Origin of the sequence: Streptomyces sp. NPDC007875 (genome assembly GCF_042868035.1) — a bacterium.
GTDB classification, from domain to species: Bacteria; Actinomycetota; Actinomycetes; order Streptomycetales; family Streptomycetaceae; genus Streptomyces; species Streptomyces antimycoticus.
The window spans coordinates 20,972-45,404 of record NZ_JBIADZ010000018.1 but is presented as its reverse complement, the minus strand read 5'-3'; the positions used below and the strand labels follow the sequence as shown (position 1 = coordinate 45,404).

Below are 24,433 nucleotides of genomic sequence, written 5' to 3'. Positions count from 1 at the left end.
GCGGCCGCTGGACGCCGCGGTCGGCTTCGTGTCGTACGCCGCGGCCCCGCGCGGCTCGCTGTTCCGATGCCGCCGCCCGCTCACGGTGTTCCCTCCAGCGCCTCGCGCACCTGTGGCACCGTCAGCCACGGCAGCGGCGCCAGGACCTTGGCCACCTGCGGGGCGAACGCGGGGGAGGACACCACCACCTCCGCCGTGGGCCCGTCCGCGACCACCTCGCCCTCGGCCAGGATGACAACGCGATGGGCGAGTTCGGCCGCCAGCTCCACATCGTGGGTGGCCAGCACGATCGCGTGGCCGTCCGCCGCCAGCCCCCGCACCACCTCCACCAGCCGCGCCTTCGCCGCGTAGTCGAGACCGCGCGTCGGCTCGTCGAGCAGCAGCAGGGGCGGACGGGCGGTGAGGATGACGGACAGGGCGAGCGCGAGCCGCTGTCCCTCCGACAGATCACGCGGATGGGCGGAGTCCGCCACCTCCGGCAGCAGCCGGCCGACCAGTTCACGGCAGGTGCCGGGCGCCGCGCCCGCGTCCTGGTCGGCCGCCGCGCATTCGGCCGCGACCGTGTCCGCGTAGAGCAGATCGCGCGGCTCCTGGGGCACGAGGCCCACCTGGCGCAGCAGTTCGGCGGGGCGGGTGCGATGCGGTACGACCCGGTCCGGGCCGACCCGCACCGACCCCGAGGCGGGTTCGTGCAGCCCGACCAGGCCGGCCAGAAGCGTGGACTTGCCCGCCCCGTTGCGCCCCATCAGCGCCACCGTCTCGCCCGGCCGCACCGACAGGTCCACCCCGCGCAACGCCTCGACCCGGCCGTGGCGCACGGACAGCCGCGCCATCTCGCCCACCGGCTCGCCCGGCGGCGGATCGGCCACCGCCCGCGGGGCGAGCGACGCCAGCCGCTCCCGCAGCGGTCCCGCCTTGCGACGTGCGTCCCGTACCGACAGCGGCATCGGCGACGGCCACCCCGCGAGGCCGCCCAGCGCCACCACGGGCGGCTGGACGGGCGACACCGGCAGCAGCTCGGCCGGTGCGCCGGTCAGCGGGGCGGCGCCGGGGGAGGGCAGCAGGATCATCTGGTCCGCGTACTGCACCACCCGTTCCAGGCGGTGCTCGGCCATCAGCACGGTGGTGCCCAGGTCGTGCACGAGTCGTTGCAACACGGCCAGCACCTCCTCGGCCGCGGCCGGGTCGAGCGCGGAGGTCGGTTCGTCGAGGACCAGGACGCGGGGGTGGGTGGTGAGCACCGAGCCGATCGCCACGCGCTGCCGCTGCCCGCCGGAGAGCGTGGCGATGGGACGGTCCCGCAACTCGGCGAGGCCCAGCAGGTCCAGCGTCTCCTCGACCCGGCGGCGCATGGTGTCCGGCGCGATGCCGAGGGACTCCATGCCGTAGGCCAGCTCGTCCTCGACGGTGTCGGTGACGAAGTGCGCGAGCGGGTCCTGCCCCACGGTGCCGACGACATCGGCCAGTTCACGGGGCTTGTGGGTACGGGTGTCCCGGCCCGCGACGGTGACGCGGCCGCGCAGGGTGCCACCGGTGAAATGCGGTACGAGCCCGGAGACGGCGCCCAGCAGTGTCGACTTGCCGACCCCGGACGGGCCGACGAGCAGACACAGCTCCCCTTCGGGGACGGTCAGGTCCACCCCCGCGAGTGCGGGCCGCGCCGCCCCGTCGTAGTGGACCGACACCTGCTCGAACCGAATCACTGTGTGGCCTCCTCGGACCCCGCCCCGGCTCGCTCGTCCTCTTGCTCGCCGGGCGGGGTTGGTGCGGTGGGGGTGGGGTGGGCATCGGGGGCCGGGGGCGGTTCCGTCGTTGCGCCGTCGGGCCGTGGGTACGGCTCGGTGGCGGGTCGGGTGCTGGGACCGGTGCCCGGGGGTTTGGGGCGCCGTCGGTCCCGGGCGTGGGCCGGGCTGGCGGGGGTGTCGTTCGGCGCGGCCGGTTCGCGGGGCGCGCCCGGGGGCGGCTCCGTGGCCGAGTCGTCGGGCTGCCGGTGCCGCTCGGCTGCGGGACGGGTGTTCTGCCGGTCCCGGGCTTGGGCCGGTTTGGCGGGGGCCCTGTCAGGCGTAGCCGGTTCGCGGGCCGGAGGCAGTGTCGGTGCCGGGGACACGAAGGCCGGGAGCAGGCCCAGGAGTACCCCCGCCGCCGGCCACAGCGGCAGCGTCGGGACGGTGAGCGGGACGACCGACGGCTGGAGGGCCCCGGGGGTGTACGAGGCGGCTCGGATCATCAGCGCCGCTACCGCCGCACCCGACCCCGCCACCAGCCACGCCCGGACGCCCCAGCGGTCGGGGCGGTAGCGGCTGCGTACCGAGCGGCGGCCGCCCAGCCACAGTCCGCCGAGCGCGGCGGCGAGTCCCGCGAGCAGCAGTGGCAGGCCGTAGTCGGCGCCCTCGGCCGCGAGCAGGCCGTACGTACCGCAGCAGACGCCGAGCAGCCCGCCCAGCGTCAGCGCGGTGGTGGTACGGGCGACGGCGGGCGGGACGTGGGCCGTGCGGCCGTAGCCGCGCGCGTCCATCGCCGCCGCCAGGGCCACCGACCGTTCCAACGCGCCCTCCAGCACCGGCAGTCCGACCTGCAGCAACGCCTTCACCCCGCGGTCGGGGCGGCCGCGCAACCGGCGGGCGGAGCGCAGCCGCTGGACGTCCGCCACCAGATGCGGTGCGAAGGTCATCGCCACCACGACCGCCACCCCGGCCTCGTAGAGCGCGCCGGGCAGCGACTTGAGCAGCCGCGCCGGGCTGGCCAGCGCGTTCGCGGCGCCGACGCAGATCAGCAGGGTGGCCAGCCGGAGCCCGTCGTACAGCGCGAACACCAGCCCCTCGGCCGACACCCGGCCGCCGATCCGCACTCCCTGCGCCCAGTGGGGCAGCGGGACTTCGGGGAGCGTGAAGAGCACCCGCGTCCCGGGGATCGGCGAGCCGAAGAAGACCGCGAAGAACAACCGGATGGCCAGCACCACAAGGCCCAGCCTGAGGAACGCGGTGTACGAGCGGGCCCACGGGGCGTCCGTACGCCGCACGGCCACCACATAGCCCGCGACCGCGATGAGCAGCCCCAGCAGCAGCGGGTTGGTGGTCCGGGACGCGGCCGTGGCCAGCCCGAGCGCCCACAGCCACCAGGCCCCCGCGTGCAGCGCGCTTCCGCCGCGCGGGGCACTGCCGCGCGGTGCCCCGGCGCGCGGCCGGGGGCGGAACCCGGTGCGGTTGCGGCGCGGGGCGGTGGCGTCGGGAGTGGCGCGCGGTGGCGGCATGGCGGTCATCCGCGCGCTCATACGCGACGGCGGCGCGCCTGCCACACCGCCGCGGCGCCGAGCATGACCACGGCGGCGAGGCCGCCGATCAGCCCGGCGGAGGGGCCACTTGCGGCGCCGTCGCTCGCCTCGCCGCCGTCGCCCTCCGGGGCGCCGTGGGCGTTTCCGGAGGTGGTCACCTTGTCACCGCAGCCCGACTCCGGATATCCGGCGATGGCGCAGAGCAGCGCGGCGGAGTTGTAGCGCAGCGGTTTCGCGACCGCGGCGAGCGCCTCCCCGGCGGTCGCGTCCTCGCCGACCTGTGCGCACTCCGTGCGGGGCGCGGGCGGCGTCCGGTGGTCGGGCGCGTCGGCCGCCGTGCCGAAGTCGAGGACCACCGCGACCCGTTTGGTGCCGCCCTTGGCCGGGGTGTCGGCGCAGACGGCGGTGAAACCGGCCGTGCCGCGCGGCCGGGTGGCGTCGTCGGAGTCCTCGCTGACCGCGAAGCGGAAACCGATCGCGTCACCATCACCGGGCCGCGCCGACGAGGGCCCCTGGACGGCATAGGTCCAGCCTCCGCCGTCCCCGCCCCGTTGCCAGAACGACCAGTAGCGATACCCGTCGGCAGCCTGCGCGGGGGCGGCGCCGAACATCGCGAACAGGACGAGGACGGGCAGCAGCGCGGCGACGGCGGGCAACAGCAGCCGGGCGGTGCGGGTGCGCGCGGCGAAGGGCGGGTGTGTGCGTGGAGTCGAGGCCGCGTACGCGCGCCGGGCCGAAGCCGGGCGGCTGGGCAGGGCCCGAGCCGTGCGAGTGCACAGGGCCCATGCCGCGTACGCGCACCGGACCCACGCCGCGCGGGTGCGCGGGGCCGAAGCCGGGTGCGTGCGTATGGTCGAGGCCGCGTAGGCGCGCGGGGCCCAGGCCACGCGGCTGCGTAGGACCCGAGCCGCGCGGGTGCACGGTACCCATGCCGCGTACAGGGCCCGAGCCGCGCGGGTGCACAGGGCCCATGCCGCGTACGCGTACCGCACCCGAGCCGCGCGGGCGCGCCCCGCCCGAGCCGCGCCGGTGCGCGAAGCCCGAGCCGCCCCGGTGTGCGGGGCAGAAGCCGCCTGGGCGCGCCGCGCCCAAGCCGCCTGGGTGGGCGAGGCTGAGGCCACGTGCGTGTGCGGGGCCGACATCACATCCGTGCGCAGGGTCAAAGCTGCCGCCTCTTTCGGCCGCTGATCAGGAAGCCGATGCCCATACCCGCGACCGCGCAGACTCCGACGGTCCACCAGACGCCGCCGACCCCGCCGTCGTCGCTCTTCTTCTCGCTCTTCTCGCTCTTGTCGTCCGACTCCGCGCCCGGGGCCGCCGCCTCGGGCTTCGGGCCGGTGGCGTTCAGCTGCTGTACGAGGTCGGCGCCGCCGAAGTCGCGCGGGTTGGCGCCGGCCGCGTGGGCCGCGAGGATCAGCTTGGCGAGCGCGCCCGGGTCGCCCTTGGCCCAGGCCGCCGCGCCGCTGTCCTTGCCCTGCAGCCACTGCAGCGGCTTGCCCGCGGTCGCGCTGTGCTCCCCGGCGGCGAGCGCCACCACGGCGTCGGCGGTGCCGCCGAAGTCGGGCTGGTCCTTGGCGCCGGGCATCGCGGACTTCAGATGCATATCGGTGTCGGACATGACGCGGGACAGATGGGCCAGCGCGGCCTCGGCGGCGCCCTTCGGCGTACCGGCCCCGTCTGCCTTGTCGGCCCCGCTCTTCCCGCCCGCGCAGCGCAGCGGTTCGGGGGCGGCGCCACGGTCCTTGCCGACGGTCTCGAAGACGAAGCCCTTGCCCTGGGCGGCCAGCGCGGCGCTCGCGGTGGCCAGCTCATTGGCGACGGGCTTGCCCTTGTCCGCGGTGTACGCGAACGCCCCGCGCTCCTGCGCCTTCGCCGAGCACCCCAGTTGCAGTCCGAGCAGCGCGTCGTACGGGCTCTTGCCGCCCTTGGAGTTCAGCTTCGCCGGGTCCTGACCCGTGGCGGCGAAGGCGCCGATCGCCGCCGAGGTGGAGTTGGCGTCGCTCGGCCCGCCCGGGTTCATGCCCCAGCCGCCGTCGTCGTTCTGGTGGCGCTTCAGCCAGCCGATGCCCTTCTCCACGGCGTCGGCGCGCCCGCCCACCGCGGCCAGCGCCTGGATCGCCGCCGCCGTCGCGTCGGTGAACTCGCCCTTCTTCGGGTCGCACGCCTTCGAGGTGTCCGCGCGATACGCCGCGAAACCGCCGTCCGCGCACCCCTGCCCGGCCAGCCAGTCGATGGCCGACTTCGCCGGAGTGACGCCCACCGCGTCCTGGGCGAGCAGCGCCAGCGACTGCCGCCACACCCCGTCGAACTTGGGGTCCTTGGCGCCGTAGAGCCCCTTGGAACGCCCGGCCGGGCTGTCATCGGCGACAGCGGCTGGCCCGGCGGCCGCGCCCAGGGCGGCGCACAGGGAAAGAGCCGCCACGCTGCGGCGAATGTTCATGGCTGTGGTGCCTCTCGGTCGATGGACGGGCGCACGCAGCCGCGCACGGCCGTCCATCCGCGCGCGGACCGCTCCGCGACACGTCTGGCACCCGGCTCAGCTCCGCATACCTCGACGGTGCCGCCACCGGTCCTCCGGCGGCGGGAGCCTGCGTCGTCGCGCCCGCCCGGGTGTTCCGGCTCGTACGCCCCGCGGGGCGCGCTCACGGTTGCGGGTCAGCGCCGGAATCGCACCGGCTTCCCCCGATCGGACGCGTATGAAGTTTACGGACAGCTTATCCGCCGACTTATCGGACGACCTCAGCCGCCCTCCGCCGTCCTCAGCCCCCCACGGGTGCCGCTCGCCGACGCCGGTCGCCCCGGACGAGCGTGAGACAGCGCGTCGTGGTGCCGTCGTCCTCCTCGATGTCGCGGCCGTGCGCGAAGCCGAGCCGGGCGAGCACGGCCAGCGAAGCGTCGTTGGCCGCCGTGACCGTGGCGTGCACCGCGCTCAGGCCGAGCGCGCCGAAGCCGTGGCCGACGACCGCCTCGGCCAGCTCCGTCCCCAGACCGCGCCCCCACGCTTCCGGCGCCAGCGCGTAGACGATCTCGTGGCCGCCGGTGACCTCGGTCGGCTTGATCTCGGCGTGGCCGACGTACCGGCCGTCCTCGCGGACGGCCCAGACGTCGAACAGCCGCCGGTCATAGACCTTGGTGAAGATCCGCCCGAACAGCGCCCGGTCCTCGGCCTCCGGAGCGGGCCTCCCGTCCCCCATCCAGCGGGACACCCGCCGGTCCTGGAACAGCGCCACGAAGGCGTCCTCGTCCTCGGGCCGGTACGGCTCGAGCAGCAGGCGCGCGGTGCGCAGCGTCGCGGTCATGCGCCGCGACGCTACGCGGCCGGACACCACCCGGCAATCCGATAACGCGGGGAGCCGGGGGACAGCGCGCTCTGCGCTACCCGCGGCGCCACCACTGGGCCAGGGACTTCCACCAGCGGCGGCGGGCCTCGTGCTCGGAGCCGGATTCCGGCGCCGTAGCGGTGGAAGCCGTGTCGTTCGCCGACGGCGCGGTCTCAGCGGGACCGTCGTGCGGGGAGGTCTCCCCGGTCTGCCCGGTGTTCTCCCCGGCGACGGGCGGTGTGCTGCCGACCGCTCCCGCGCCGGTCGCCGTCGCCGCGGCGACCATCTCGGCCAGCGCCTCATCGGACTTGGCGGCCGTCCTCGGGAAGCGCACCGGCAGCGCGGCCAGGGCCCGGTGGAAGGGGCCGGGCCGCCACTCCAACTCCTCGGCGGACACGGCCAGTTCGAGGTCGGGGAGCCGGTCGAGGAGTTTCTCGATGGCGACGGCGGCGATGACCTGGGCCGGGTCCTTCGCGGGGCAGGTGTGCGGGCCCGCGCTCCACGCCAGATGTGCCCGGTTGCCGCGCCGGTTCGACAGCAGATACGGGTCGTTGTTGGCGGCGGCGAGGCTGATGACGACGGGCTCGCCCTTGGGCAGCCGGTGTCCGTCGACCGTCACATCGTGGCGCGGGTAGTGGATGCAGAAGTTGGCCAGCGGCGGGTCCTTCCACAGCACCTCGTTGAGCGCGTCCTCGATCAGCATGGTGCCGCCCGCGAGAGCGCCCGCGAACCGTTCGTCGGACAGCAGGAGCAACAGCCCGTTGCAGATCAGGTTCTGCTGCGGCTGGGTGCCCGCGCCGACGAGGACGACGATCTGGTGGACCAGCTCTTCGTCGGTGAGCTCGGAGGGGTGGGCGATCAGCCAGGACGTCATGTCCGGACCCGGAGTGGCCCGCTTGAGGGCGATGAGCTCGAAGAGGGTCTCCGCGAGGAGCACATTGGCCTGCTCGGAGTCCTCGGTGATGTCGAAGAGCGCCGAGAGCGCCCTGACGAGCTTGTCGCTCAACTCGGGCGGACAGCCGAAGAGCTGGTTGAAGACGAGCAGCGGGAGCCGGGCGGAGTACTCCTTGAGCAGATCGGCCTCGCCCTTGGGGCCGAAGAGATCGATGAGGAAGTCGGCGCTGCGCTCCACGTAGCGGCGCAGCGCGTGGATGTCCAGCCGGTCGAGGGTGTCGGAGATCGCCGAGCGCAGCCGGTGATGCGCCTCGCCGTCGCTGCACAGCGCGTTCGGCCGGTACATCATCATCGGCACCACGGGGTTGTCCAGGGGGATGGTGCCGTCGGCGAGAGCCTGCCAGTGGCGCGCGTCCTTGGAGAACGTCTCGGGGCTGCGCAGGATGTCCAGCGCGGTCTGATAGCTGGTGACGAGCGAGACGGGGACGCCGGGCGACAGCTCCACGGGCGCGATGTGCCCGTGTTCCCGCAGCCGCGCGTAGGTGGCGGCCGGGTCGGCGGCGAACTCGGGGCCGTGCAGGGACTCCAGCCGTTCCCCGGCCGGCGCCCGGCCGGAGTGCGCGGGGCAGCCCGGGGGCGGTGTCGGACCGGCTGCCGGATCGGGTGCCGGGGCGGAATCCGGGCCTGGAGTGGGGGCGGAATCGCGGGTGGGGCTCGTCACGCATGCTCCTGCTGATACGGGGGTGAGTGCGCCGGAGCGGGTAAGGCTAGCTTCCGGCCAGGGCGACTCGCACCCCCCATCCGCCACTCAAAACGCTTGGTACATCACGGGGTTGCTGCCCGGCACCGCTTCCGCCCTGCCCAGCTTCACCAGCCGGCGCAGATGCGCCTCCGCCTCCGAGACCGCGATGTTGCGGGAGCCGTAGGGGATCTGCTCCCAGGGGCGGTTCCACTCCATGGATTCGGCGAGCTGCCACGGGGTGAGCGGGGTGGTGAGCAGGTCCAGCAGCCCGGCCAGCCGCTCCTCGTGGTGGCTCAGCAGCGCGCGCACCCGCGCCGCGGCGTCGGTGAAGGCGTACTGATGGGCGGGGAGCACCTCGGCCGGGGCGAGGGCGGCGACGCGTTCGAGGGAGTCGAGGTAGTCGCCGAGGGGGTCGATGACGGTCGTGTCGTCGGGGTCCTCGTAGAGCCCGATATGGGGGGTGATCTCGGGCAGCAGATGGTCACCGGAGAAGAGGCGGCCATGGCCGGGCATGCCCTCGCCGGCCGCCGGGTGGGCCTCTTCGAGGTGGAGGCAGACATGGCCGGGGGTGTGGCCGGGGGTCCAGACGGCGCGCAGCCGGCGGCCGGGCAGATCGAGGAGCTCACCGGGGACGATCTCGCGGTCGGGGAGGGCGGCCCGCTGCCCCGGGAGGCCCGCGCGGCCGGACGCGCGGGTGGCGCGCAGCGGGGCCAGATGCTCCTCGGGCGCCCCGGCCGCGCTGAGCTTCTCCTCCAGATAGACGAGCCAGCGCGAGGGCTCGGCCTCGCGGGTGCGCCGGACGACCTGGGCGTCGGCGGCGTGCATCGCGATCCACGCGCCGGACGCCTCCCGCACCTGGCCGGACAGCCCGTGGTGGTCGGGGTGGTGATGGGTGACGAGGACGCCGTGGACTTCGGAGACGGAGGTGCCGCATGCGGCGAGCCCGGCGGTGAGGGTGTCCCAGGCCGTGGGGTCGTCCCAGCCGGTGTCGATCAGGACCGGGCCGCGGTCGGTGTCGAGAAGGTGGACCAGGGTGTGCCCGAGCGGATTGTCGGGGATCGGGACCGGGATGCTCCACACCCCGCCGCCATGCTCGGTCACCCGCGTCACCTGCGCCATCGGCTCCCCCTCTCCTCGACACAAGCATTGCTCACTATAGCTGGAACTGGTATCAGTTCTGATGCAGCGTCAGATATTGGCGGCCCCGGGTTCGGGCGAGTTTTTCGGCCCCGGACCGGGCGAGCCAGTGGCGGTCCGCGATCGGGCCAGCTGGTGGCGGCCCCGCGATCGGGCGAGCTGGTGGCGGCCCCGAGTGCGGGCCGGCTGTCGGCGGCCCCGGGCGCGGGCCAGCCGGACGTACCCCTCAGTCATCGGCCGGAGGCAAACGATGGGCGATCTCATCGAGCACGGGCAGCTCTTCATCGGCGGCACGCTGACCGACCCGGCGGGCGAGGACACCATCGAGGTCGTCTCGCCCCACACCGAGGAGGTCATCGGCCGGGTGCCACACGCCGCGCGCGGCGATGTGGACCGGGCGGTCGCGGTGGCGCGGACGGCGTTCGACGAGGGTCCCTGGCCCCGGATGGACGTGGCCGAGCGGATCGCGGTGGTCACCCGGATCAAGGACGCCATCGCCGTACGCCATGAGGAGATCGCCCGGGTCATCAGCGCGCAGAACGGCTCCCCGTACTCGTGGAGCGTCCTCGCCCAGGCGCTCGGCGCGATGATGGTGTGGGACGCGGCCATCGCCGTGGCCCGCGACTTCGGCTACGAGGAGCGGCGGGCCGGGGTGCTCGGCCCGCTGCTGGTGCGTCGGGAGCCGGTCGGGGTGGTCGCGGCCGTGGTGCCGTGGAACGTGCCGCAGTTCGTGGCGGCCGCGAAGCTGGCGCCCGCGCTGCTCGCGGGGTGCTCGGTGATCCTCAAGCCGTCCCCCGAGACGCCGCTGGACTCCTACATCCTGGCGGAGATCGCGGCCGAGGCGGGGCTGCCCGAGGGGGTGCTGTCGATCCTTCCGGCCGACCGCGAGGTCAGCGAGTACCTGGTCGGCCACCCGGGCGTGGACAAGGTGTCGTTCACCGGGTCGGTCGCGGCCGGCAAGCGGGTGATGGAGGTCGCCTCGCGCCATCTCACCCGGGTCACGCTGGAGTTGGGCGGCAAGTCGGCCGCGGTGATCCTGCCGGACGCGGACCTGGAGGCGGCCGTCGCCGGGATCGTGCCCAATGCCTGGATGAACAACGGCCAGGCGTGTGTGGCCCAGACCCGGATCCTCGCGCCGCGCGGCCACTACGACGAGATCGCCGAGCGGTTCGCGGCCGCCGCCTCCGCCCTGGTCGTCGGCGACCCCCTGGACCCGGCCACCCAGGTCGGGCCGCTGGTGGCGCGGCGGCAGCAGAAGCGGTCGCTGGACTACATCGCGCTGGGGCAGCGGGAGGGCGCCAAGGTGCTGACGGGCGGTGGCCGTCCGGAGGCCCTGGACACCGGCTGGTATGTGGAGCCCACGCTCTTCGGCGATGTCGGCAACGGCATGCGGATCGCCCGTGAGGAGATCTTCGGGCCGGTGATCTGTCTGCTGCCGTACGGGGACGAGGAGGAGGCGGCCCGGATCGCCAATGACTCCGACTACGGGCTGTCCGGCTCCGTGTGGACGGCGGACGTCGGGCACGGCATCGACTTCGCCCGGCGCATCCGCACCGGCACCTACTCGGTCAACACCTTCAGCCTCGACATGCTCGGGCCGTTCGGCGGCTACAAGAACTCCGGTCTGGGCCGGGAGTTCGGCCCGGAGGGGTTCTCCGCGTATCTGGAGCACAAGATGATCCACCTGCCCCAGGGCTGGGACGGGGAGACGGACTGATGGGGGACCGCTGGCGGATCGAGGTGGACCGGGGCGTGTGCATCGGCTCGGGGATGTGCGTGAGCACCGCGCCGGGCGGCTTCCGGCTCGACGGGGCGCGGCAGTCGCATCCCGTCGAGACGGAGGCCGATGCTTCCGAGGCGGTGCTCGCGGCGGCCGAGGGCTGCCCGGTCGAGGCGATCGCCCTGCGCCTGTCGGACACCGGTGAACAGGTCTTTCCCCCTGACGAGTAGCGGCTCCCCCAACCGCCGTCGGCAGAGGTCAGACCCAGCCCTCGCACTGGGATATCCGTATGGCGTCCACACGGTTGCGCGCCCCGGTCTTCCGGGTGATCGCGGCCAGGTAGTTGCGGATCGTTCCGGTGGACAGATGGAGCGTACGGGCGATCTCCGAGATGGAGGCGCCGTCGGCGGCCAGGGACAGCACGCCCAGCTCGCGCTCGGTCAGTGGGATCTTGGCCGCCTGGAGGAAGCCGTAGCCCAGCGCGTCGTCGACATAGCGCTCCTTCCGTGCCACCCGCCGGATGGCCTCGATCAGCCGCTGTGGTGGGGCGTCCTTGTCGACGTACCCCAGTGCCCGGGCCTCATGGGCGCGGCGCAGTGGGCCCGGCCGCTCCGAGTTGACCAGCACCAGAAGCCCGCAGTCCCCGCCCTCCCCAGAGGCGGAGGCGACGAACCTCCCCCATTCGCCCTTGCGTGCCGCCTTGTCGGCCGCTGGGCAGTCCGTGTCCACCACGCACACCTGTGGCGCCATGGAACGGGCTCTGCTACGCGCGTCACGCCAGGCGCACGCGGCCGCCTCGATGTCTGGTTCGGCCCCTATGACCGAGGCCAGGGCCGATCTCAGCAGCCCTGACTCGTGTACCAGAAGTAACCTGATCACGAACTTCTCCACCCCCCACGATGCGTTCTCTCGTCGCGCGCCGTTGTCGCTCTGTCGCGCGCCGTTCATGAATACCGGGATTGGGCAGGGCGTGAACGCGGAATTTGAGCCAAGAGGGGGCGCGAGGGCGCACAAACCATTTCCGGGAGCTCGAAGGGGCGCAAGAATTAGCCCATGCGCCCCTGGCGTGCGGTACGCCCGGTTACCCGGCCGGGGCGGGGGCCGTGAGGTCGATCAGACGGCAGACGGTCTCGATGTCGATCTTGACCTGGGCGATCGAGGCGCGCCCCGAGAGCCAGGTGATCAGCGCCGAATGCCAGGTGTGCTCGATGACACGGACCGCGGAGAGCTGCTCGGGCGTCGGGGAGTCGTCCAGGCCCATGGCGTCCAGGATGATCGCGGTGGTGAGCCGGGAGACCGTGTCCACCTCCGGGCTGACCGACCGGTCGGCGAAGGTGAGGGCACGCACCATCGCGTCGGCCAGATGGGGCTCGCGCTGCAGGGCGCGGAAGGCGCGCATCAGCGTCTGGGCGACCCGGGCGGCCGGCTCCTCCTCGGTCGGCGGCCTCTTGCGCAACGTCTCATGCATATGCTGCAGCTGGTCCTGCATCGTCGCGACCAGCAGATGGACCTTGGAGGGGAAGTAGCGGTAGAGGGTGCCGAGCGCCACCCCGGAGTTCTCCGCGACCTCGCGCATCTGGACCGCGTCGAAGCCGCCTCGGCTGGCCAACCGGGCGCTGGCGTGCAGGATGCGTCGGCGGCGCGCCTCCTGTCGCTCGGTCAGCTGCAGGGCGGCTGGCTTGACTTCTGCGGTCATGTGTCCCACTTCGAATGTGTTGCGTGTGCGGGTCGGCGGCAAGCGGACATCGTGCATGATGGCAGGGCGGGCCCGGGGCCTGCGAGTCACTGGAACTCGTTCTAGGCTAGCGCGGGTCCTCCCCTAAGCGCCCGTGTCCGCGCAGTTGAGGCAGGTTGCTGTCGCGGCAGTTGGGACGGGTTGTCGCCGCGTGGCACTCGCGGCCGGGTCGGCGGGCGGCCCGCCCGGTGCACACGCCCGTCGTCAACTTCTCCCCGGCGCCCTGGCTACCGAGTGGTAGGGATCACCTGCCCCGGCCCTGGAGCGGCCATGTGGGGCAGGTATCTTCGTGACTCCTCAGGGGATGCGCTAGTGAAACTTGTTCTAGATAAACGGAAGCGGATACGCTCCCGCTGAACTGCACCAAGGAGGGGGCGCGAGTGACCGCAGAGGCCGCGCAGGAGACCGGGCCCGACCCGCTTCGAGCAGCGCCCCCCACCGCCACCGACGAACGGCCGCTGCGCATCGCCCTGCTCAGCTACAAGGGGAATCCATTCTGCGGGGGTCAGGGCGTCTATGTGCGCCATCTCTCCCGGGAGCTCGCCCGGCTCGGCCACACCGTCGAGGTCATCGGCGCCCAGCCGTATCCGGTGCTGGACGCCGTGGAGGGCGTCACCCTCACCGAGCTGCCCAGCCTCGACCTCTACCGCCAGCCCGACCCGTTCCGTACGCCCCGGCGCGAGGAGTACCGGGACTGGGTCGACGCCCTGGAGGTCTCCACCATGTGGACCGGCGGCTTCCCCGAGCCGCTCACCTTCAGCCTGCGCGCCCGCCGGCATCTCGCCGCGCGCCTCGGCCAGTTCGACATCGTCCACGACAACCAGACCCTGGGATACGGGCTGCTGGGCCTGGACCGGCTGGGCTTCCCGCTGGTCACCACCATCCACCACCCGATCACCGTCGACCGGCAGCTGGAGCTGGACGCCGCCGACGGCTGGAAGCGCCGGTTCTCCGTGCGCCGCTGGTACGGCTTCACCCGCATGCAGAAGCGGGTGGCCCGGCGGCTGCCCTCGGTGCTCACCGTCTCCGGCTCCTCCCGCCGGGAGATCGTCGAGGACCTCGGGGTGCGGCCGGACCGGATCCATGTGGTGCACATCGGCGCGGACACCGGGCTCTTCTCGCCCGACCCCGCCGTCCCCGTGACCCCCGGGCGCATCGTCACCACATCGAGCGCGGATGTGCCGCTCAAGGGCCTGGTGTATCTGATCGAGGCACTCGCCAAGGTCCGCGCCGAGAACCCCGAGGCCCATCTGGTCGTCGTCGGCAAACGGCCGCAGGAGGGGCCGGTGGCCGCCACCATGGCGCGCCACGGACTCGAAGACGCCGTCGAGTTCGTCAAGGGCATCAGCGACGCCGAACTGGTGGACCTGGTGCGCGGCGCCCAGATCGCCTGTGTGCCCTCGCTGTACGAGGGGTTCTCGCTGCCCGCCGCAGAGGCCATGGCCACCGGCACCCCGCTGGTCGCCACCACCGGCGGCGCGATCCCCGAGGTCGCCGGACCCGACGGCGAGACCTGCCTGGCCGTACCGCCCGGCGACGCCGACGCGCTCGCCGCGGCCCTGATCCGGCTGCTGGGCGATGCCGACCTCCGACGACGGCTGGGCGCCGCGGGCCGTGAACGGGTGCTGCGCCGCTTCACCTGGGAACAGGCCGCGCGCGGCACCGTCGAGCAGTACCGCCGGGCCATCGGCGTATCCGCGCCGGCCACCCGCCGCTGAGCCCCGCCCCCTGCCCCTCCCGCCCCACGAACCCGCCGGACGAAAGCAGACCCCCGTGCTGACCGTCGATTTCTCCCGCTTCCCCCTCGCCGCCGGCGATCGCGTCCTCGACCTCGGCTGCGGCGCCGGCCGGCACGCCTTCGAGTGCTACCGGCGCGGCGCCCAGGTCGTCGCGCTCGACCAGAACGGCGAGGAGATACGCGAGGTCGCCAAGTGGTTCGCCGCCATGAAGGAGGCCGGTGAGGCCCCGGCGGGCGCCACGGCCACCGCCATGGAGGGCGACGCCCTCGCCCTGCCCTTCCCCGACGACAGCTTCGACGTGGTCATCATCTCCGAGGTGATGGAGCACATACCCGACGACAAGGGCGTGCTCGCCGAGATGGTGCGAGTGCTCAGGCCCGGCGGCCGGATCGCCGTCACCGTGCCCCGCTATGGCCCCGAGAAGGTCTGCTGGGCGCTGTCGGACGCCTACCACGAGGTCGAGGGCGGCCATATCCGCATCTACCGCGCCGATGAGCTGCTGGAGAAGATGCGCGAGGCCGGGCTGCGGCCGTACGGCACCCATCACGCACACGCGCTGCACAGCCCGTACTGGTGGCTCAAGTGCGCGTTCGGGGTGGACAACGACAAGGCACTGCCGGTGCGCGCGTACCACAAGCTGCTGGTGTGGGACATCATGAAGAAGCCGCTGGCCACCCGGGTCGCCGAGCGCGCGCTGAACCCGATCGTCGGCAAGAGCTTCGTGGCCTACGCGACCAAGCCCCACGCACCGCGTGAGGAGCAGGCGTGACGGCGCTCGGACCGCGACCCGGCCCCCGGACCGAACGGCTCGCGCTGCCCGGGGTGCTCAGCCCCGAGCAGGTGCTGCGCACGGTCGAGGGCATCGCCGCCGTCCAGCACGCGGACGGCGCCATACCGTGGTTCCGCGGCCACCACCTCGACCCCTGGGACCACATCGAGGCCGCGATGGCGCTGGACGCGGCGGGCGAGCACGAGCGCGCCACGGCCGCCTACGGCTGGCTGGTCCGGCACCAGAACCCCGACGGCTCCTGGTACGCGGCCTACCCCGACACCCCGGACGGCGTGGCCGCCGCCGACCCCACCGACCGCGGCCGGGAGAGCAACTTCTGCGCCTACGTCGCGGTCGGCGCCTGGCACCACTACCTCTCCACCGGCGACGACGCCTTCCTCGACGGGATCTGGCCCACCGTCTTCGCCGCCGTCGAGTGTGTCCTCGGGATGCAGCAGAGCGGCGGCCAGATCGGCTGGCGGCGCGGCACCGACGGCACCATCGACCCCGACGCCCTGCTGACCGGCTCCTCCTCCGTCTACCAGGCGCTGCGCTGCGCCCTGGCCATCGCGGAGCACCGCGAGGAGCCCCAGCCCGACTGGGAGCTGTCGGCGGGGCTGCTCGGCCACGCCATCCGCCACCACCCCGAGCGGTTCCTCGACAAGCGCCGCTACTCGATGGACTGGTACTACCCGGTCCTCGGCGGCGCCCTCACCGGCGCCGCCGCCAAGGAGCGCATCGAGGAGGGCTGGGACCGCTTCGTGGTCCCGGGGCTCGGGGTGCGCTGTGTCTCGACCAACCCCTGGGTCACCGGCGGCGAGAGCTGCGAACTGGCGCTCGCGCTCTGGGCGATGGGGGAGTCCGACCACGCGGTGGACATCCTGAGGTGGATCCAGCGGCCGCTGCGGGCCGAGGACGGGATGTACTGGACGGGCTACGTCTTCGAGGACGACGCGGTCTGGCCGGAGGAGCGCACCACCTGGACCGCCGGGTCGCTGCTGCTCGCCGTGGCGGCCCTGGGCGGCGACGAGGCGACCACAGCGGTCTTCGGCGGCGAGGGCCTGCCGCGCGGCCTGGACTCGGACTGCTGCGCCTAGGCCGTGGCCGGCGGATCGTGACGCCTGTGGCGGGCTGCTCCCCTCCCCTTCCCGCAGCACCGATATGCGCCCCACGGGGTGCGGGGAACTGCGCGATCAGCCACGACGATGCGGCAGGCGATCGACGGCACCTCAGGGTGCTCCCGGCGAAGCGCCGGACACATCCGGTCAGCGCTCCGCTGGAAGTGCCCCGACCTGCCTCGATCGGCCGCGGCGCCGTCGTGGCCGGTCGCGCCCGCGCGGCGGAGCCGCATATCGGCACAGCCCCGCGCCCCTGAGGGGCGCTTCGACATGCGGCTCCGCCGCGTGCGAGGCCTCACCCCTGGAACCCGGGGTCTGGGGCGGAGCCCCAGTTGGGGGAAGGGGCGGGGAGGGGGAGCGGCCCGCCGCAGGCGTCACGGACCGTCGGAACCCCTTAGCCCCGCCGGAGCCGTCCCGCGATGGCATGGCCGATGAAGAGGTACACCACGGCCGGCAGGCCGTAGTTGAGGACGGTCCGGAGCCAGTCGGTGTCCATGGTGAACAGGTCATGGGACCAGCTCGCGAGCCAGCTCGCCGCGTCATGGACCACCGTGACGAGGTCATTGGCGCGGTTGGCGTCGAGAAGGGCGAACAGAATCCAGAGGCCGAGGATGACGGCCATGACGTCCGCGACGACCGCCACGACGGTCGCCGCCTGGTTGCTTCCGTGGCGATAACTTCGTGACATGCCTCACGTGTTGCCCGCCTCCGCCAAGCCAAACTACGGCGTGGCCGCACACCCGTACGACGCGCTCAGCCCGCCAGCTCCGCCAGCACCCGCAGCGTCTGCGGATCCGGTGCCAGCGCCAGCAGATCCGTGATCGGGCCCTTGCGCCACAACTCCAGTCGCTCCGCGATCCGCTCACGCGGCCCGACCAGCGAGATCTCATCGGCGAACGCGTCCGGCACCGCCTCGATCGCCTCCGCGCGCCGGCCCGCCAGGAACAGCTCCTGCACCCGGCGCGCCTCGGCCTCGTAGCCGAAACGGGCCATCAGATCGGCGTGAAAATTGCGGGCCGCGTGGCCCATCCCGCCGATGTAGAAGCCGAGCATCGCCTTCACCGGCTTGAGCCCCTCCGCCACATCGGTGCACACCCGCACCTGTGTCATCGGCGCCACCATGAAGCCGTCCCGGGCGTCGGCCAGTGCCTCCTGATAGAGCTCCGTCCGCGACGGCGACCAGTACAGCGGCAGCCAGCCGTCGGCGATGCGCACCGTCTGGGCGATGTTCTTCGGCCCCTCCGCCCCGAGCAGCACCGGCAGATCGGCACGGAGCGGATGGACGATGGGCTTCAGCGGTTTGCCGAGACCGGTGGCGTCCGGGCCCGCGTACGGATGCGGATGGTAGCGCCCGTCGAGCCGCACCGGCGCCGCACGGCCCAGCACCTGCCGGATGACCTCGACATACTCACGGGTCGCCGTCAGCGGGCTCCTGGGGAACGGGCGTCCGTACCAGCCCTCGACCACCTGCGGTCCGGACAGCCCCAGGCCCAGCATCATCCGGCCGCCGGAGAGATGGTCCAGGGTGAGCGCCTGCATCGCGGTGGCGGTGGGGGTGCGGGCGGCCATCTGGGCGACCGCCGTGCCGAGCGCGATCCGGGTGGTGTGCGCGGCGAGCCAGGTGAGCGGGGTGAAGGCGTCCGAGCCCCAGGACTCGGCGGTCCACACCGAGTGGTAGCCCAGCCGCTCCGCCTCCTGGGCGAGTTCCAGATGACGGGGGTCGGGGCCACGGCCCCAGTAGCCGAGCGCCAGACCGAGCCGCATGGAAGCCCCCTCGTTCCGCCGGACAGGGTGGACGCGACTGACGGCAGGTCAGCCGCACCGGCCGGACTGTACGGGCCGGGGGCGCACATGGCAACGGCCCCTCGCCCGAGCGTTACGGGCGAGGGGCCGTTGCGCGTCATGCGCGACGCGCACGGGGCGCGTCATGGAACGCGCGGCTCAACTCGGCTCAGCCGCGCTGGATCCCCGTGGTGTCCTGCAGCACGCCGCGACGGCCGTCCTGCGTCTGGGCGACCAGCGCCTGACCGCGCTGCTCCACCGCGAGGTACCAGGTGCCGGGGGCCAGTTCGGCGATGGTGCTCGACGAACCGTCCTCGGCGTACAGCGGGCGGGCCACCGGCACCGCGAACCAGAACGGGGCGAAGTCCCCGCCGCCCGAGGGCGCCGGGGCCGGGGCCGGGGCCGGCTGGCCGCCGAAGGACTGGCCGGGCTGCGGCTGCCCCGGCTGCGGCTGACCGGGCTGGGCGCCGTACGGCGCGGGGGCGCCGGGCTGGGCACCACCCGGGTACCCGTACCCCGGCTGCGGGCCCTGGGCACCGTACGGGGACGGGGCCGGGCCGGAGGAGGCGTTCAACAGCGGGGCCTTCAGAGCCGGGACGCGCTGGGTGAGCAGCGCGACCGCCGCCATCGCCAGCGTGCCGATCAGGCCGAGGATCTGTCCGACGCCCTTGTCGACCCCCTCCGGGCCACCGATGATCGTCCACAGCGAGCTCCAGGCCGCGAAGACCGCGAGCGCCGTGCCCCACTGGTCGAGCGAGAGCCCGAAGAGGTTGCGGCCCGCGGGCTGGAAACGAGCGGAGACGATGAGCACCGCGGCGATCACCCCGGCAAGGAAGATCGATGGCAGTACGGGGAAGAAGTCGGACTTCCATCCGTTCTCACCGGCGTCCTTGCAGAAGCTGCTGCCGCCGCAGTCGATGGTGTAGAAGTCGAGGAAGGAGGCGATGAACAGCAGCACCGCTGCTCCGATCACCACGCCGTCGCCTCGAGTGAGCGAGCGGATGTTCAACGTGAGGTCCTTTGTCGGTTTCGTCTTAACGTAGCGCTGCCGCCAGGCGCGTGGCGCGAAGGCGTCGGGGGTGGGCCCCATCGTACGGGTGAATCTGCCTGCGGAGACCGGAGGTGTCCCATCGGTATCCCGCTCGTGACCTCCCGTTCGGTTGTGGAAGCGCTACTCGTTCAAGAAGTCCGTAATGCCCTGTGCGACACCGTCCGCCGCGCGCTCGCGCCAGGCCTTGTCGGTCAGTTCGGCGGCGTCCTGGGAGTCGCGCATATTGCCGCACTCGATGAACACCTTGGGGACGGTGGAGAGGTTGAGCCCGCCCAGATCGCCCCGGACGTCCAGCCCGCTGCCGTCGCCGATGTACTGCGCGGGCTCGCTGCCGGTGGCCTTGGCGAACCGGCTGAGCAGCCGCTCGCCGAGCCGGCGGGAGGGGGCGGTGATGGCGGAGGTGTCCGCGCCGCCGCCCCGGACGGACTTGGGCAGGATCACATGGAAGCCGCGCTCCCCGGCGGCCGCACCGTCCGCGTGCACGGAGACCACGGCGTCGGCGTGGGCCTTGTTCCCGATCTCCGCACGCTCGTCCACGCACGGCCCGTACGACCGGTCGCCGTCCTGGGTGAACCGCACCGTGGCGCCGCGTGCTTCGAGCAGGGCGCGGGCGCGGCGCGCCACATCGAGGGTGAAGGACGCCTCGGCATAGCCGGAGTTGGTGGCCGTGCCGGTGGTGTCGCACTCCTTCTCGTCGGTGCCGATGTCCACGAGCCGGGCGATCTGCGAGGGGTGGTCGCGGTTGTTCGGATTGTGGCCGGGGTCGATGACCACGACCTTGCCCTCGAGGGGCTTTCCGGACGCGTTTTCGGACGGCGTCGGCGACGAGGGCGCGCCGGACGACGGGGGCGAGGGGGAGGACGTCGAGGAGGTCGTGGGCGCGCCCGCCCCGTCCGCGCCGTCGTCCTTCGAACCGCCCAGCGAACTCCACAGCAGCCAGCCGGCGAAGCAGGCAGGTATCAGCGCCACCAGAACGATGGCGAGGGTGCCGCCGCGACGACCGGGCTCAGGAGGAAAGCTGCCGTTGGACACGCGGGCGATGGTAGTCGTGCCACCGCCGTATCTCAGGCGCGGGGACGACGGCGGCCGTCCGCCCCAGGCCGCACGCCGCATGGCGTGCGGCGGCGGGCGGGCCTTCCAGCAGGTCCCGGGGGCGGCGGGCGCGTTGGCCGCGGCGTACGACGCGGATGCCCTCCGGCGGGGGGACGGGGTCATCTGCCGCCGGGCCGGGGTGTACGACCAGGAGGCCGGGGGCCGCGTTACGCGGCTCAGGCGGCCGGGGCGGTCGCGGTGCGGCGCAGTACGCGCAGCGAGCGGGTCGCGGAGACCTCGGTGAACGCGCCGGAGTCGAGCGCGCGGCGGTAGATCCGGTACGGCGCCTGGCCGCCGTCGGCCGGGTCCGGGAAGACGTCGTGGATCACCAGCAGCCCGCCCGGCGCGAGATGCGGCGCCCAGCCCTCGTAGTCGGCGCTCGCGTGCTCGTCGGTGTGCCCGCCGTCGATGAACACCAACCCCACCGGCCGCCCCCACACCGCCGCGACCCGCGGCGACCGCCCGACCACGGCGATGACATGGTCTTCCAGCCCCGCCTGGTGGAGGGTGCGGCGGAAGGTGGGCAGCGTGTCCATCCGCCCCACCTCCGGGTCGACCACCTCCGGATCGTGGTATTCCCACCCCGGCTGCTGCTCCTCCGAGCCCCGGTGATGGTCCACGGTCACGACGACCGTCCCCGCCGCGCGGGCGGCGTCGGCCAGCAGAAGGGTGGAGCGCCCGCAATACGTGCCGACTTCGAGCAGCGGCAGCCCGAGCCGACCGGCGGCGTCGGCCGCGGCCGCGTGCAGCGCCAGCCCCTCGTCCAGCGGCATGAAGCCCTTTGCCCCCTCGAAGGCGTCGAGCACGGTGCGGTCGGGAACCGCGGACGCGGCGGCGGCAGCAGACTGAGTCACCGGCCCATCCTCCCGTACGACCTCCCAGGCGGGAGGGGAGGGGTCGGCCGGTGCGCGGAGCTCACAGCCAGCCGTTCTGGCGGGCGGCGCGGACGGCTTCCATGCGGTTGCGGGTCTGCGTCTTGCCGATGGCCGAGGAGAGGTAGTTGCGCACGGTGGCCGGGGACAGGTGGACCTTGGCCGCGATGTCCGCGACCGTCGCCCCGTCCACCGCCGCCGAGAGCACATCGCGCTCGCGCTGGGTCAGCGGGTTGGGGCCCGCGCTGAGGGCGGCGGCGGCCAGGCCCGGGTCGATGACGCGCTGACCGGCCAGTACCCGGCGGATCGCCACCGCCAGCTCCTCGACCGGGCCGTCCTTGACCAGGAACCCGGCCGCGCCCGCCTCCATCGCCCGGCGCAGATAGCCGGGGCGGCCGAAGGTGGTGAGGATCAGCACCTGGCACTCCGGGAGCGCCTCGCGCAGCGCGGCGGCGGCGTCCAGACCGCTGCGGCCGGGGAGTTCGATGTCGAGCAGCGCCACATCGGGCCGGGCCTCCAGGGCCCGGGGCACGATCTCGTCGCCGTTCCCGAGCTGCGCGACGATCTCGAAGTCCTCCTCCAGCCCGAGCAGCAGGGCGAGCGCGCCCCGCATCATCCCCTGGTCCTCGGCGAGCAGGAGCTTGATCACGCCCTTCGCCTCGTTCACGCCCTGCGCACCCTGCGTGTCGCTCACACCGTCCGCGTCGTTCACGCCGTCCCGGCCTCCTTGACCTCGGGCTCCATCGGGTCCTCCGTATCCACCGGCAGTTCGGCGACGAGCCGGAAGCCACGGCGCCCGCCGGGGCCGGACTCCAGAGAGCCGCCCGCCGCGGACAGCCGTTCGGCCAGGCCCTTGAGGCCCGTACCGCCGATTGCGCCCTCTGCCGTTCCGCCGCCCGCCGTGCTCATCGCGCTCGCACCGGTGGCACGGGAGCCTACGCCGCCCCCGTCGTCCGTGATCTCCAGCCGTATCCGGTCCATGCCGCCGCGCACCTCGATCTCGCACCGGGCCGCCCCGCTGTGCCGCACCACATTGGTGACGCCCTCGCGGACCACCCACCCCAGCAGCGCCTCGGTCTGCGGGGCCAGCGGCGGCCCGGAGCGGCGGACGGCGGCCTCGATACCGGCGGCGTCCAGCGCCGAGCGGGCCCGGTCCAGCTCGGTGGCCAGGCTGCCCTCGCGATAGCCGGTGACGGCCTCGCGGATCTCGGTGAGCGCCTGCCGCCCGACCGCCTCGATGTCCGCGGCCTGCCCCAGCGCGGCCTCCAGGTCCTTCGGGGCGAGCCGGCGCACCGCCTCCGCCTTGACCACGACGACCGACATGGTGTGGCCCAGCAGATCGTGCAGATCGCGGGAGAACCGCAGCCGCTCCTTCTCCACTGCCGTACGAGCCAGCTCCTGGCGGGTGGCACGGAGCTGGGCGACGGTCTCGAAGAGCGACAGGATGGCCGCTGTCACCAGGCCGGACAGGATCGTCCCGTACGAGACGGTGAGCGAGTCCGAGGCGCCGCCGCGGATCCCGGCGATGATCCCGGCGGAGCCGGACAGGACGAGGATGACCGGTCCCAGCGGCCGCCTCCCCCCGCGCAGCACGATCCCGGCGGCCAGTGACAGCAGCGGGAAGCACAGCAGCCAGTCCCCGGCGTAGCCGATGCCCAGCGCGTAGGTGACCGTCGCCAGCCCGGCGAGCGCCAGCAGCGGGGCCCGGGTGTGGCGGCGGCGCTCGTCCAGGCTGGTGTAGACGGCGGTCACGTAGAGCGCGACGAAGGCCGCCGCCCCGGCGCCGCCGAGCCAGGGCAGGGGGGTCTTCCCCTTGAAGAGCGCCTGCACATCCCCCGAGAGCATGAAAAGCCAGGGCAGAAAGGCGCGGCGGCCCGGCGGCTTGAGGCGCTCGATGCGCGCGGCGGTGGCATACATGCGTCCGACCTTACGGAAGCCGCTATGAGCTGGGCAGATGCGGATGTCGGGGGATGGCCGTGACATTTGTCCCGGGACCTTCGTCACCCCGGACAGCGGTCATCCGAAGGTCATCCGACGACGGTCCGATAGCGGTCCGATGGCGATCTGATGGGCCGTCAGCACTCTTCCCCCTTCGGAGCGATTGGGCTATACAGGGTGCCATCGGCTAGAACGCGTTCTACATGTCCATGCGAGCGACGCGACCCGGCCGACCAGCGACGACCCCGGCACGGCCGACGGTGCGGACGGGCGGGCCGGGGTCTTCGGACCGTGGCCGAGCGAGCGGACCAAGGAGTGCTGTCGCCCTATGCCCATCGATGCCGCCAAGGCCATCTCGGCCGAACCCCGCAGCACCGCTCTCACTTGGGGGCACAAGGACATCCAGCTCTACCACCTGGGCATCGGCGCCGGAATCCCCGCCACCGATCCCGAAGAGCTCCGCTACACCCTGGAGAGCAGGCTCCATGTGCTCCCCAGCTTCGCGACCGTCGCGGGCGGCGGCATGGCGGTCGCCGGGGGCATGGGCGCACCCGGGATCGACGTCGACCTCGCCGCCGTGCTGCACGGCGGTCAGACCGTCGAACTGCACCGGCCGATCCCGGTCAGCGGGGACGCCACCCAGACCTCGAAGGTCGCCGCGGTCTACGACAAGGGCAAGGCGGCCGTCATCGTGCTGCGCTCCGACGTCGCCGACGCGGACGGCCCGCTGTGGACCTGCGACACCCGGATCTTCGCCCGGGGCGAGGGCGGTTTCGGCGGCGAGCGCGGCCCCTCCGACCGCGTGGAGCCGCCCGCCCGGGAGCCGGACCGCACCGTGGAGCGGGCCATCCGCGAGGACCAGGCGCTGCTCTACCGGCTCTCCGGGGACTGGAACCCGCTGCACGCCGATCCCGCGTTCGCCGAGGTCGCGGGGTTCGAGAGGCCCATCCTGCACGGGCTGTGCTCGTACGGGATGGTGCTCAAGGCGGTCGTGGACACGGCGCTGGACGGGGACGTCGCCCGGGTGCGCTCGTACACCACCCGCTTCGCCGGGGTGGTGTACCCGGGCGAGACCCTGCGCGTGCGGATGTGGCGGGACGAGGGGCGCGTCCAGGTGACGGCGACCGCCGTCGAGCGGGACGACGCGCCGGTCCTCACCGACACCATCGTCGACCACGTTTGATCCGGCTCGAGCGGGCTCGATCCGGCTTGCCCAGCGTTCCGGCGTGAACGGGCTCGATCCGGCTTGAGCC

21 protein-coding genes, 1 pseudogene and 1 riboswitch are annotated in these 24,433 nt (G+C 73.3%); of the genes and pseudogenes, 6 read left to right on the top strand and 16 right to left on the bottom strand.

Annotation, left to right across the window (positions count from 1 at the left end):
* Window positions 1-80: 80 nt before the first annotated feature.
* From ACFYOY_RS31185 to ACFYOY_RS31155, 7 genes and pseudogenes are all read right to left on the bottom strand, one after another.
* A complete protein-coding gene (locus tag ACFYOY_RS31185) occupies window positions 81-1,703 on the bottom strand; it encodes an ATP-binding cassette domain-containing protein (protein WP_351882990.1) in 1,623 nt (540 codons plus the stop codon).
* Between the two features lie 362 nt (window positions 1,704-2,065).
* Window positions 2,066-3,259, bottom strand: a pseudogene (locus tag ACFYOY_RS31180) (energy-coupling factor transporter transmembrane component T); the annotation flags it as partial.
* 8 nt (window positions 3,260-3,267) lie between these two features.
* Window positions 3,268-3,882 (bottom strand): SCO2322 family protein, encoded by a 615-nt coding sequence (locus ACFYOY_RS31175; protein WP_351883110.1) that lies wholly within the window; start codon window positions 3,880-3,882, stop codon window positions 3,268-3,270.
* A 548-nt stretch (window positions 3,883-4,430) separates the two neighbouring features.
* A complete protein-coding gene (locus tag ACFYOY_RS31170; protein WP_351882992.1) occupies window positions 4,431-5,711 on the bottom strand; it encodes a prenyltransferase/squalene oxidase repeat-containing protein in 1,281 nt (426 codons plus the stop codon).
* A 168-nt stretch (window positions 5,712-5,879) separates the two neighbouring features.
* Window positions 5,880-5,954: riboswitch (cobalamin riboswitch) on the bottom strand.
* Window positions 5,955-6,030: 76 nt separating this feature from the next.
* Complete coding sequence (locus ACFYOY_RS31165) at window positions 6,031-6,570, bottom strand: GNAT family N-acetyltransferase (protein ID WP_351882994.1); 540 nt, start codon at window positions 6,568-6,570, stop codon at window positions 6,031-6,033.
* 76 nt (window positions 6,571-6,646) lie between these two features.
* Window positions 6,647-8,206, bottom strand: coding sequence for a cytochrome P450 (locus ACFYOY_RS31160; RefSeq protein ID WP_351882996.1), 1,560 nt, complete (start codon window positions 8,204-8,206; stop codon window positions 6,647-6,649).
* A gap of 87 nt (window positions 8,207-8,293) precedes the next feature.
* A complete protein-coding gene (locus tag ACFYOY_RS31155; RefSeq protein ID WP_351882998.1) occupies window positions 8,294-9,346 on the bottom strand; it encodes an MBL fold metallo-hydrolase in 1,053 nt (350 codons plus the stop codon).
* Between the two features lie 268 nt (window positions 9,347-9,614).
* Here ACFYOY_RS31155 and ACFYOY_RS31150 point away from each other — a divergent pair, with 268 nt between their 5' ends.
* Both ACFYOY_RS31150 and ACFYOY_RS31145 read left to right on the top strand, forming a co-directional pair.
* Window positions 9,615-11,081: an aldehyde dehydrogenase gene (locus tag ACFYOY_RS31150; protein ID WP_351883000.1), complete on the top strand. Its 1,467-nt coding sequence runs from the start codon at window positions 9,615-9,617 to the stop codon at window positions 11,079-11,081.
* The gene (locus ACFYOY_RS31145; protein WP_059148499.1) at window positions 11,081-11,314 is read left to right on the top strand and encodes a ferredoxin; all 234 of its coding nucleotides are present in this window, start codon (window positions 11,081-11,083) and stop codon (window positions 11,312-11,314) included. Before ACFYOY_RS31150 ends, ACFYOY_RS31145 begins: the two co-directional genes overlap by 1 nt.
* 28 nt (window positions 11,315-11,342) lie before the next feature.
* Here the strand turns inward: ACFYOY_RS31145 and ACFYOY_RS31140 are convergent, their stop codons facing one another.
* Window positions 11,343-11,963, bottom strand: a complete 621-nt coding sequence (locus ACFYOY_RS31140) for a response regulator transcription factor (RefSeq protein ID WP_351883002.1) — start codon at window positions 11,961-11,963, stop codon at window positions 11,343-11,345.
* Window positions 11,964-12,165: 202 nt separating this feature from the next.
* On the bottom strand, window positions 12,166-12,780 hold the full coding sequence (locus tag ACFYOY_RS31135; protein WP_078641115.1) for a TetR family transcriptional regulator: 615 nt from the start codon (window positions 12,778-12,780) through the stop codon (window positions 12,166-12,168).
* A gap of 419 nt (window positions 12,781-13,199) precedes the next feature.
* Between ACFYOY_RS31135 and ACFYOY_RS31130 the strand changes: the two genes are divergently transcribed.
* The 3 genes from ACFYOY_RS31130 to ACFYOY_RS31120 are packed head-to-tail and all read left to right on the top strand — an operon-like array spanning window position 13,200 to window position 16,424.
* Window positions 13,200-14,537, top strand: a complete 1,338-nt coding sequence (locus tag ACFYOY_RS31130; RefSeq protein WP_351883004.1) for a glycosyltransferase family 4 protein — start codon at window positions 13,200-13,202, stop codon at window positions 14,535-14,537.
* A 55-nt stretch (window positions 14,538-14,592) separates the two neighbouring features.
* Complete coding sequence (locus ACFYOY_RS31125) at window positions 14,593-15,327, top strand: methyltransferase domain-containing protein (protein ID WP_351883006.1); 735 nt, start codon at window positions 14,593-14,595, stop codon at window positions 15,325-15,327.
* A complete protein-coding gene (locus ACFYOY_RS31120; RefSeq protein WP_351883008.1) occupies window positions 15,324-16,424 on the top strand; it encodes a prenyltransferase in 1,101 nt (366 codons plus the stop codon). The genes ACFYOY_RS31125 and ACFYOY_RS31120 overlap by 4 nt, the downstream gene beginning before the upstream one ends.
* A gap of 415 nt (window positions 16,425-16,839) precedes the next feature.
* Here ACFYOY_RS31120 and ACFYOY_RS31115 read toward each other — a convergent pair whose 3' ends face one another.
* The 7 genes from ACFYOY_RS31115 to ACFYOY_RS31085 all read right to left on the bottom strand — a co-directional run bounded on the left by ACFYOY_RS31115 (window position 16,840) and on the right by ACFYOY_RS31085 (window position 23,159).
* Window positions 16,840-17,133: a hypothetical protein gene (locus tag ACFYOY_RS31115; protein WP_043237004.1), complete on the bottom strand. Its 294-nt coding sequence runs from the start codon at window positions 17,131-17,133 to the stop codon at window positions 16,840-16,842.
* Window positions 17,134-17,198: 65 nt separating this feature from the next.
* Window positions 17,199-18,209: an LLM class F420-dependent oxidoreductase gene (locus ACFYOY_RS31110; RefSeq protein ID WP_351883010.1), complete on the bottom strand. Its 1,011-nt coding sequence runs from the start codon at window positions 18,207-18,209 to the stop codon at window positions 17,199-17,201.
* 187 nt (window positions 18,210-18,396) lie between these two features.
* Entirely contained in the window at window positions 18,397-19,236 is an 840-nt protein-coding gene (locus ACFYOY_RS31105; RefSeq protein WP_351883012.1) for a hypothetical protein, read from the bottom strand.
* A gap of 162 nt (window positions 19,237-19,398) precedes the next feature.
* A complete protein-coding gene (locus ACFYOY_RS31100) occupies window positions 19,399-20,310 on the bottom strand; it encodes an N-acetylmuramoyl-L-alanine amidase (protein WP_351883014.1) in 912 nt (303 codons plus the stop codon).
* 236 nt (window positions 20,311-20,546) lie between these two features.
* Window positions 20,547-21,143, bottom strand: coding sequence for a class I SAM-dependent methyltransferase (locus ACFYOY_RS31095; RefSeq protein WP_351883112.1), 597 nt, complete (start codon window positions 21,141-21,143; stop codon window positions 20,547-20,549).
* Window positions 21,144-21,285: 142 nt separating this feature from the next.
* Window positions 21,286-21,891, bottom strand: coding sequence for a response regulator (locus tag ACFYOY_RS31090; RefSeq protein WP_388590999.1), 606 nt, complete (start codon window positions 21,889-21,891; stop codon window positions 21,286-21,288).
* A gap of 59 nt (window positions 21,892-21,950) precedes the next feature.
* The gene (locus tag ACFYOY_RS31085) at window positions 21,951-23,159 is read right to left on the bottom strand and encodes a histidine kinase (RefSeq protein ID WP_351883016.1); all 1,209 of its coding nucleotides are present in this window, start codon (window positions 23,157-23,159) and stop codon (window positions 21,951-21,953) included.
* 349 nt (window positions 23,160-23,508) lie between these two features.
* Between ACFYOY_RS31085 and ACFYOY_RS31080 the strand changes: the two genes are divergently transcribed.
* On the top strand, window positions 23,509-24,363 hold the full coding sequence (locus tag ACFYOY_RS31080) for a MaoC/PaaZ C-terminal domain-containing protein (protein ID WP_351883018.1): 855 nt from the start codon (window positions 23,509-23,511) through the stop codon (window positions 24,361-24,363).
* Window positions 24,364-24,433 lie beyond the last annotated feature (70 nt).

Excerpts from the sequence above, each read along its gene's own strand:
- ACFYOY_RS31150 (WP_351883000.1), top strand. The coding sequence starts at position 9,615 with ATGGGCGATCTCATCGAGCACGGGCAGCTCTTCATCGGCGGCACGCTG.
- ACFYOY_RS31155 (WP_351882998.1), bottom strand. The coding sequence starts at position 9,346 with ATGGCGCAGGTGACGCGGGTGACCGAGCATGGCGGCGGGGTGTGGAGC.
- ACFYOY_RS31170 (WP_351882992.1), bottom strand. The coding sequence starts at position 5,711 with ATGAACATTCGCCGCAGCGTGGCGGCTCTTTCCCTGTGCGCCGCCCTG.
- ACFYOY_RS31135 (WP_078641115.1), bottom strand. The coding sequence starts at position 12,780 with ATGACCGCAGAAGTCAAGCCAGCCGCCCTGCAGCTGACCGAGCGACAG.
- ACFYOY_RS31085 (WP_351883016.1), bottom strand. The coding sequence starts at position 23,159 with ATGTATGCCACCGCCGCGCGCATCGAGCGCCTCAAGCCGCCGGGCCGC.
- ACFYOY_RS31095 (WP_351883112.1), bottom strand. The coding sequence starts at position 21,143 with ATGCCGCTGGACGAGGGGCTGGCGCTGCACGCGGCCGCGGCCGACGCC.
- ACFYOY_RS31110 (WP_351883010.1), bottom strand. The coding sequence starts at position 18,209 with ATGCGGCTCGGTCTGGCGCTCGGCTACTGGGGCCGTGGCCCCGACCCC.
- ACFYOY_RS31080 (WP_351883018.1), top strand. The coding sequence starts at position 23,509 with ATGCCCATCGATGCCGCCAAGGCCATCTCGGCCGAACCCCGCAGCACC.
- ACFYOY_RS31175 (WP_351883110.1), bottom strand. The coding sequence starts at position 3,882 with ATGTTCGGCGCCGCCCCCGCGCAGGCTGCCGACGGGTATCGCTACTGG.
- ACFYOY_RS31145 (WP_059148499.1), top strand. The coding sequence starts at position 11,081 with ATGGGGGACCGCTGGCGGATCGAGGTGGACCGGGGCGTGTGCATCGGC.
- ACFYOY_RS31115 (WP_043237004.1), bottom strand. The coding sequence starts at position 17,133 with ATGTCACGAAGTTATCGCCACGGAAGCAACCAGGCGGCGACCGTCGTG.
- ACFYOY_RS31165 (WP_351882994.1), bottom strand. The coding sequence starts at position 6,570 with ATGACCGCGACGCTGCGCACCGCGCGCCTGCTGCTCGAGCCGTACCGG.